This window comes from Cellvibrio sp., from assembly GCF_053579595.1.
Genome location: NZ_JBRFPI010000244.1, coordinates 1 through 7,059, shown reverse-complemented (window position 1 = coordinate 7,059; position 7,059 = coordinate 1). Strand labels below are relative to the sequence as shown.

9 protein-coding genes are annotated in these 7,059 nt (G+C 49.3%); 3 read left to right on the top strand and 6 right to left on the bottom strand.

The genetic code is table 11. The annotated features are described in order from the left end of the window. Together gluQRS and dksA are read right to left on the bottom strand one after the other, a co-directional pair. Positions 1–754 (bottom strand): tRNA glutamyl-Q(34) synthetase GluQRS (gene gluQRS, locus ACWA6V_RS14530; protein WP_449523166.1); only part of this gene is annotated, 754 nt, incomplete at its 3' end. 41 nt (positions 755–795) lie between these two features. Then, entirely contained in the window at positions 796–1,239 is a 444-nt protein-coding gene (dksA, locus tag ACWA6V_RS14525; RefSeq protein WP_310067523.1) for an RNA polymerase-binding protein DksA, read from the bottom strand. Positions 1,240–1,491: 252 nt separating this feature from the next. Here dksA and sfsA point away from each other — a divergent pair, with 252 nt between their 5' ends. After that, positions 1,492–2,220, top strand: coding sequence for a DNA/RNA nuclease SfsA (sfsA, locus tag ACWA6V_RS14520; protein WP_449523167.1), 729 nt, complete (start codon positions 1,492–1,494; stop codon positions 2,218–2,220). Here the strand turns inward: sfsA and ACWA6V_RS14515 are convergent. Next, the gene (locus ACWA6V_RS14515) at positions 2,186–3,127 is read right to left on the bottom strand and encodes a DMT family transporter (protein WP_449523165.1); all 942 of its coding nucleotides are present in this window, start codon (positions 3,125–3,127) and stop codon (positions 2,186–2,188) included. The two genes, sfsA and ACWA6V_RS14515, sit on opposite strands and share 35 nt — an antisense overlap. A 71-nt stretch (positions 3,128–3,198) precedes the next feature. Then, positions 3,199–3,744 carry a DUF4136 domain-containing protein gene (locus ACWA6V_RS14510; protein WP_449523164.1) on the bottom strand — a complete coding sequence of 182 codons (546 nt, stop codon included), beginning with the start codon at positions 3,742–3,744 and terminating at the stop codon, positions 3,199–3,201. A 154-nt stretch (positions 3,745–3,898) separates the two neighbouring features. Between ACWA6V_RS14510 and ACWA6V_RS14505 the strand changes: the two genes are divergently transcribed. Both ACWA6V_RS14505 and ACWA6V_RS14500 read left to right on the top strand, forming a co-directional pair. Further along, positions 3,899–4,720, top strand: coding sequence for an undecaprenyl-diphosphate phosphatase (locus ACWA6V_RS14505; protein WP_449523163.1), 822 nt, complete (start codon positions 3,899–3,901; stop codon positions 4,718–4,720). A gap of 100 nt (positions 4,721–4,820) precedes the next feature. Next, positions 4,821–5,402, top strand: a complete 582-nt coding sequence (locus ACWA6V_RS14500) for a hypothetical protein (protein ID WP_449523162.1) — start codon at positions 4,821–4,823, stop codon at positions 5,400–5,402. A 31-nt stretch (positions 5,403–5,433) separates the two neighbouring features. Here the strand turns inward: ACWA6V_RS14500 and ACWA6V_RS14495 are convergent, their stop codons facing one another. Both ACWA6V_RS14495 and hslU read right to left on the bottom strand, forming a co-directional pair. Then, entirely contained in the window at positions 5,434–5,811 is a 378-nt protein-coding gene (locus tag ACWA6V_RS14495; RefSeq protein WP_449523161.1) for a gamma-butyrobetaine hydroxylase-like domain-containing protein, read from the bottom strand. 15 nt (positions 5,812–5,826) lie between these two features. Further along, on the bottom strand, positions 5,827–7,059 hold a 1,233-nt coding region (gene hslU, locus ACWA6V_RS14490), incomplete at its 5' end, for an ATP-dependent protease ATPase subunit HslU (protein ID WP_449523160.1).

The window sequence follows — 7,059 nt, the reverse complement described above, 5'->3', positions numbered from 1 at the left end:
CTTGCATCGCCAGCGGCACATGGCCGAACTGCGGCAGGGGCGCTCCCAGCAAATCAAAGAAAAAGAGCTGCCGACCTGTTACATCAAGTAAATCGCTGCCGCGAATAATATGAGTAATCCCTTGGGCGATATCATCTACCACCACCGCTAATTGGTAGGCGTAGAAGCCATCGCGCCGTTTCAGTATCTGATCACCTGCCTGGGTGCGCAGGTTTTGTGTTTGTATGCCCTGGATTAGATCCTCGAACTGGATCAGGTCAGGTGAAGTGCGATCTGGCAGGTCGTAGAGTTTCAGGCGCAGCGAGCAAATCTGGTGTGAATCGACCGAACGGTTGCGGCAGCGGCCATCGTAGATACCGCCCATTGTCGTTAAATCCTGCCGCGAACAGGTGCAGTGATAGGCAAGTTTGGCCTGTAAGAGGGCATCAAGGCAGGCTTCATACGCTTGGCTGCGCTGGCTTTGGTAGACGATTTCACCATCCCAATGCAGGCCGTGATCATCCAGCGTCTGTAATATCGCATTCGCGGCACCGGCTTGTTCACGCGGCGGGTCGAGGTCTTCTATGCGTACCAGCCAACGTCCACGATTGGCTTTGGCATCCAGATAACTCGCCAGCGCGCTAACCAATGAACCAAAGTGCAAGTGACCAGAGGGCGAGGGTGCAAAGCGGCCGATATAGCCTGAGCCTTCAGTGCCGGGCAATGGGGAACTGGGTAACCGACAGGGGGTAAGTGCGTGAGGTGTTGCTGACATGATGAGAGAGGCGAGCGCTGCCCGCCTCGATCAAACCGGCATTAGCCGCCGATTTGTTTTTCTTTGATTTCCGCGAGGGTTTTGCAATCCACGCAGAGGGTAGCGGTAGGGCGCGCTTCAAGGCGACGGATACCGATTTCTACACCGCAGGCATCGCAATAGCCGTAATCATTGTTTTCGATCAGCTCCAGGGTGCTGTCGATTTTCTTGATCAGCTTGCGCTCGCGGTCGCGAGTGCGCAGTTCGAGGCTGAATTCCTCTTCCTGGCTGGCGCGGTCGGCGGGGTCGGGAAAGTTAGCCGCTTCGTCTTTCATATGGGTTACGGTGCGGTCTACTTCTTCCATTAGTTCTGAGCGCCAGTTAAGCAGCAATTGTCTAAAGTGCAGCTTTTGGCCTTCGCTCATGTACTCTTCGCCTTTTTTCTCCACATAAGGAGTGAAAGGGCGCAGTGCAAAGGTTTCAGTAGAGGGTGATTTTTTCGCCATAGTAGCGCCTCGCAAGACTTCCTGGATCGGCAATAATCTGCACCAGCAGGTGGGCAGAATTAGAAGGGGGAGCAAGCTATCAGATAACAAATGCGAGTGCTAGCGTTTTTTCGCGCGCCTGTCAGCTGATGGGCTTTATCCGGTTAAAGAGCTATCCAAACCCATTCCAAACAAAAACTATAGCCCCAATTTGGCGCGTTTGTGCTTCAATTTACCATCCATTCGTCTTCTATATATGTGCGCTTGCCAACTATGCCCCAGTTTTATCCTGCCCTTTTGCTCAAACGTTACAAACGCTTTTTGGCGGATATTCGCCTGCCCGACGGCACCGAATTGACCATCCACTGCCCCAATACCGGTTCGATGAAAAATTGTGTGCTGCCGGAAAGTCCCTGCTGGTACTCCGTGAGCGATAGCAAAACCCGCAAATATCCACAGACGCTGGAAGTAGTGAGTACACCGGGCGGCCATTTTGCGGGGATTAATACCGCACGTACCAACGAGCTGGTTGAGCACGCATTGCGCGAGCATGTGATTGTGGAATTGCGCGGATATCAAGCCCTGCGTCGCGAAGTCGTTTATGGCAGTGAAAAGTCGCGCATCGATTTTTTATTAAATGATAAAGAGTTGTTAAGCGAGCACAGTGATGATGCGCGTTTGTGTTATCTGGAAGTCAAAAATGTCACCTTGATGGAAGCGGAAGGCGAAGGCTTTTTTCCCGATGCAGTAAGCGAGCGCGGCAGTAAACATTTGCGTGAATTGATGACGATGGTGGAGCAGGGGCATAGGGCAGTTTTATTATTTTGTGTGCAACATACCGGGATTCAATCGGTGCGCGCCGCCGCGCATATAGATTCTGTTTATGCGGCAACATTGCATGCAGCGCGCGCGGCGGGCGTAGACGTTATTGCCTATGCCGCGCGCATCCAGCCTGAGCAAAATATTATTAAACTGGATCGCTGTTTGCCGGTGCTGGATTAGTTTTTTTTGCGCTGCTGAAATTCACCACTGCCACCGCACCTAAAATTAAAACCGTCGCGCTGTATTCTGGCCAGCCGGGTTGTTCGCCTAATAATAAAATGCCGGAAATAACGCCAATCAGCGGTGTAATCAGCGACGATAGTGATGACACGCTCACCGGCACCAGCGTCACCAAGCGCACCCAGGCCCAGTAGCAAAACATAAATGCAAAAAACACGTTATAGACCACGCCCCAGAGCGCGAGTGTGGAGGGCATTTTCTGCAGCGCGCCATCAACAAAAACTGCCGCGATAATAATTGGCACACTGGCGAGCAATAATAACCAGCCGGTGAGTGCCACCGTATTGAGCGGCACCTGCCAGCGTTTCATCAACACAGTGCCTGCGGCCCAACACCAAGCAGCAGCGACCATCAGCACCGCCCCCAAGATTAATTGCGTGCTCATAGGCGCGCTGAACCAGTTAATTAAGGCTTCGCTCATCAATGCAAATACGCCGGCAATTCCCAATAACAATGCGATGCCGATACGCAGGGTAAATTTATCGTGCAGCACCCATACGGATAAGAGTACTGTCCAGATCGGCATGGTGTAGCCCAAGAGTGCAGAGCGTCCGGCGGGTAACATACTCAAACCGTAAGTGGCCATCACATTCCAGGCGACTATGTTGAGCAGACAAATCCACAACACTTTCTTCCAGTAGCCGGTGGGAATACTGAGTGTTAATCCCGACGCGCGCGCCAACCCCAGAATGCCCAGTCCACCAAAAAACAAACAAAATCCGCGAAAAGTCAACGGTGGAATTTCGCCGATAATAAATTTCATAATCGGCCAGTTAAAACCCCAGCCAATGGCGAGTCCAATTAATAGCAAGATACCTTCGACAGAAAGGCGTTGTGAATTCGGCATAAAAGAAAATCAACAGAAAGAAAATGAAAAATGAGCTGGATTGCGCGCAATCCAGCCTCATTAGGCATGCGTTATTGTGCAGTGGTTTGCGGCGGAAATGGCGTTAACAGTTTGCTAATACTCTCGCGCAATTTTTGTTCGGCTTTGAGCGAGAAATTAATCAGTGGAATGCCCTCGGCATTGCCGCGCCAGATAAGCGTGTTGCTGCTGGTTTGGGTAATATCAATCACGATTACGCCTTCTTGCTTGCCTTTACCTAGTGTTTGACCCGTGCCTAAGCCGATATTGCCATGGCTGCCAACTGGAAGGCCAATACCAATCCCAATACTGGTGTTGCCGCCCGTGCTCACGCGCGAAAATACCTGCATATCAATCAATAAATCGGCGCTAGTGTCGGCGAGTACAAATCCTTGCGCGCGCAACTGTTCATCGACAAGGTTTTGCAGGAAGGTTTTATCTATCCCACCCACATCGACCGTTATGGCGCGCCAGTTGTAGGTCTTTAAGCCTCTGAAGTCTGTGCCGGTTTTATAATCGTCGGCATATTTGATATTGGCGCAGGCGCTGAGCAGCAGTAGCAAGCCTGACATCAAACCGATGGAAACCAAGTGGCGCATAGCCTTGTCCTCATAAGAAGAAAAATAGGTGGTGTGCGAGTATAGCCTAGCCTCTGCCTACGCATGGGCACAGAGTTTGCAAACACTGTGTAATTAACGCAGACTTGCGCTCGCTAAATCATGCCTGCCAATTGTTGACGATCAGGGAGTTATTGTGGATTTACTGCTGATTTTTAAAGCCATCATCATGGGAATTGTTGAGGGCGTCACGGAATTTTTACCGATTTCCAGCACCGGGCATTTAATTGTCGTTGGCGATTTAATTAATTTTCATAACGACGGCCGCGTATTTGAAATTGCCATCCAGCTAGGGGCTATTTTGGCGGTGGTGGTCGAGTATCGGCGCAAATTTACGCAGGTGGCCTGCGGTATGTTTAGCGAGCCACAGGCGCAGCGTTTTATCCTCAATCTGTTAATTGCATTTCTGCCCGCTGCGGTAGTGGGCGTGCTGTTAATCTCGCTGATTAAAACCTATTTGTTTAATGCCCTGAGCGTGGCGACTATGTTGATCCTCGGCGGTTTGGTGATTTTGTGGGCGGAGCGGCGCAAGCACGAGGTCCGCGTAATGGATGTGGATCAAATGAGCTGGAAGGATGCGTTAAAAGTGGGCTTGTTCCAGGTAGTATCGATGATTCCGGGCACTTCGCGCTCGGGTGCGACGATTATCGGTGGTTTGTTTATCGGATTGGATCGCAAAGTTGCAGCAGAGTTTTCTTTTTTCTTAGCCGTACCGACCATGTTTGCAGCAACCTTTTACGATATATACAAACATCGCGATATGTTGGAGATGGGCGACTTCCCGATGTTTGCGGCCGGATTTATTACCGCTTTTATCAGCGCCTGGATTGCGGTGCGCACCCTGGTGCGCTACGTGGCCAATCACAGCTATGAAATTTTTGCCTGGTACCGAATTGCATTCGGATTATTTATTTTGATCAGCGCTTACACCGGTTGGATTAGTTGGGGTGGTGTGTAAGCTTTCATTTTACGTTTTCCCTTCACTTGGATATATTGTGCGCCCCGATAGATTATCCGGGCTCTCAATTTTTTATATTTCTACGATAGGACATCATAACGTGAAAAAAATAGCATTGGTAAGCTCCTCTATATTGAGTGTTTTTGTGTTAACGGCATGCGGTGGTGGTGGATCGAGCAATTCAGATCGGCAGAGCAACTCAAGTCAATCGGCCAATGGCATTCCCTCCAGTTTTGTTGGTGTATGGGATGCGAGTACGGATGAAGGAGTAGACGGGTTTGATCAGTATTACCTTTCTATTGATGCAAGTGGCAAGATTTCCACTTATGACTTTGCCGGTGATACCTTTGATGACTGGGGTAATTGTTACTGGATAGAAAAAGATGTGTATCAACTGAAGTCATTGGGTGGTTCAAAATACCGTTCAACTGCGATTTATGCTGGTTCGAATGGTGAGTTTGAAGATCTTGAGATAACCGTTTCTGGCGGAGAACTTACTTCGTCCTCTAAAGATGTTGATGACGTAGATGATGATGGCAACACCACTGAGAGCTACACCGAGACAATTAAAAAATCATCGCGCACAGTGCAGAGCTTTACACCGGAATGTGTAGATTCCTTTGCTGCTGCTCGCTCGCTAATCCCAGCAAAACAGGCAAAATCATCAAGTTTGGTTCAATAAAGCTGAACGGATCTGAACTTGGTGTGTAAGTTCAGACGAATTTCACGATGCTGGTATCTTTCTCTCGATTTTTACCAGCATTGTGTAAATTTTCCAAATATTCCCGCCACATTTTCTCCTGATTTTTTCCCAGCTCGTAAAAATAATCCCAAGTGTAAATGCCGCTGTCGTGGCCATCGTCAAAAATTAACTTGAGCGCGTAGTTACCTGCGCGCTCAATTTTACTAATGGCGACATCCTTCTTGCCATATTGCAGTACGGCTTGCCCCGGGCCATGGCCTTTCACTTCGGCGCTGGGGGAATGCACGCGCAAAAATTCGGCGGGCAATAAAAATTGCTCGCCGTCGAAATGCAGTTCAAGCTGTTGTGATTGTTTGTGTAGCTGAATCTTGGTGGGTATTTTGTTCATTGCGAGTGCACTTAATTACAAAATAAAACGGCTTAAGTCTTCATTCTTGGCCAGCTCACCCACATGGGCTTCAACATAAGCGGAATTGATCTCCACCTGGGTTTTGCCATCACCCGCTTCAAATGAAACATCTTCCAATAAACGCTCCAGAATGGTGTGTAAACGGCGTGCTCCGATATTTTCGGTACGTTCATTCACTTCATATGCTGTTTCGGCAATGCGGCGAATACCATCTTTGGTAAAGGTGATGTTGATACCCTCGGTTTTCAGTAACGCTTCTTGCTGTTCGGTAAGCGATGCTGTGGGTTCGGTGAGGATGCGTTCAAAATCATCCGGTGTTAACGCACTCAGCTCAACACGGATTGGCAGACGCCCCTGCAATTCCGGAATTAAATCCGAGGGTTTGCTCAGGTGAAATGCTCCTGAGGTGATAAATAAAATATGGTCAGTTTTGATGGTGCCATGTTTGGTGGTTACGGTGCAGCCTTCGATTAATGGCAGCAAATCGCGCTGTACACCTTCGCGCGATACATCGGCGCCACTCACATTGCCGCGGCGTGCGACCTTGTCGATTTCATCGATAAACACAATGCCGTTTTGCTCGGCGGCTTCAATCGCCTGTGCTTTGATATCGTCATCGCTCACCAGTTTTGCGGCTTCTTCGTCTTGCAATTGTTTAAAGGCTTTTTTGACGGTGAGTTTCGCTTTTTTGGTTTTGTCGCGCCCGAGCGATGAAAACATACTTTGCAATTGATTGGTCATATCTTCCATGCCAGGTGGCGCCATGATTTCTACACCAACGCTGGCCGCGGCAATATCAATTTCAATTTCTTTATCGTCCAATTCACCTTCACGCAATTTTTTGCGGAAAATCTGGCGCGTACCGGACTCGTGTTTGGTTTCTTCAGCCGATAGATTGCGTGCAGGAGGTAAAAGTGCATCCAGAATACGTTCTTCTGCAGCTTCAGCAGCTCGATGTTGCACTGCTTTAGTGGCTTGTTCGCGGCGCATTTTAATGGCGACATCAACGAGATCGCGGATAATCGATTCCACATCGCGGCCGACGTAACCGACCTCAGTAAATTTGGTCGCTTCCACTTTGATAAAAGGCGCGTTAGCAAGTTTTGCCAAACGGCGCGCAATTTCCGTTTTACCCACGCCGGTTGGGCCAATCATCAAAATATTTTTTGGCGTAATTTCATTGCGCATATCGACGGGAACTTGCATGCGGCGCCAGCGGTTGCGCAG

What these genes read in the sequence shown, in the direction of transcription:
- dksA (WP_310067523.1), bottom strand. Translation starts at nt 1,239, where the DNA reads ATGGCGAAAAAATCACCCTCTACTGAAACCTTTGCACTGCGCCCTTTC.
- sfsA (WP_449523167.1), top strand. Translation starts at nt 1,492, where the DNA reads ATGCCCCAGTTTTATCCTGCCCTTTTGCTCAAACGTTACAAACGCTTT.
- ACWA6V_RS14515 (WP_449523165.1), bottom strand. Translation starts at nt 3,127, where the DNA reads ATGCCGAATTCACAACGCCTTTCTGTCGAAGGTATCTTGCTATTAATT.
- ACWA6V_RS14510 (WP_449523164.1), bottom strand. Translation starts at nt 3,744, where the DNA reads ATGCGCCACTTGGTTTCCATCGGTTTGATGTCAGGCTTGCTACTGCTG.
- ACWA6V_RS14495 (WP_449523161.1), bottom strand. Translation starts at nt 5,811, where the DNA reads ATGAACAAAATACCCACCAAGATTCAGCTACACAAACAATCACAACAG.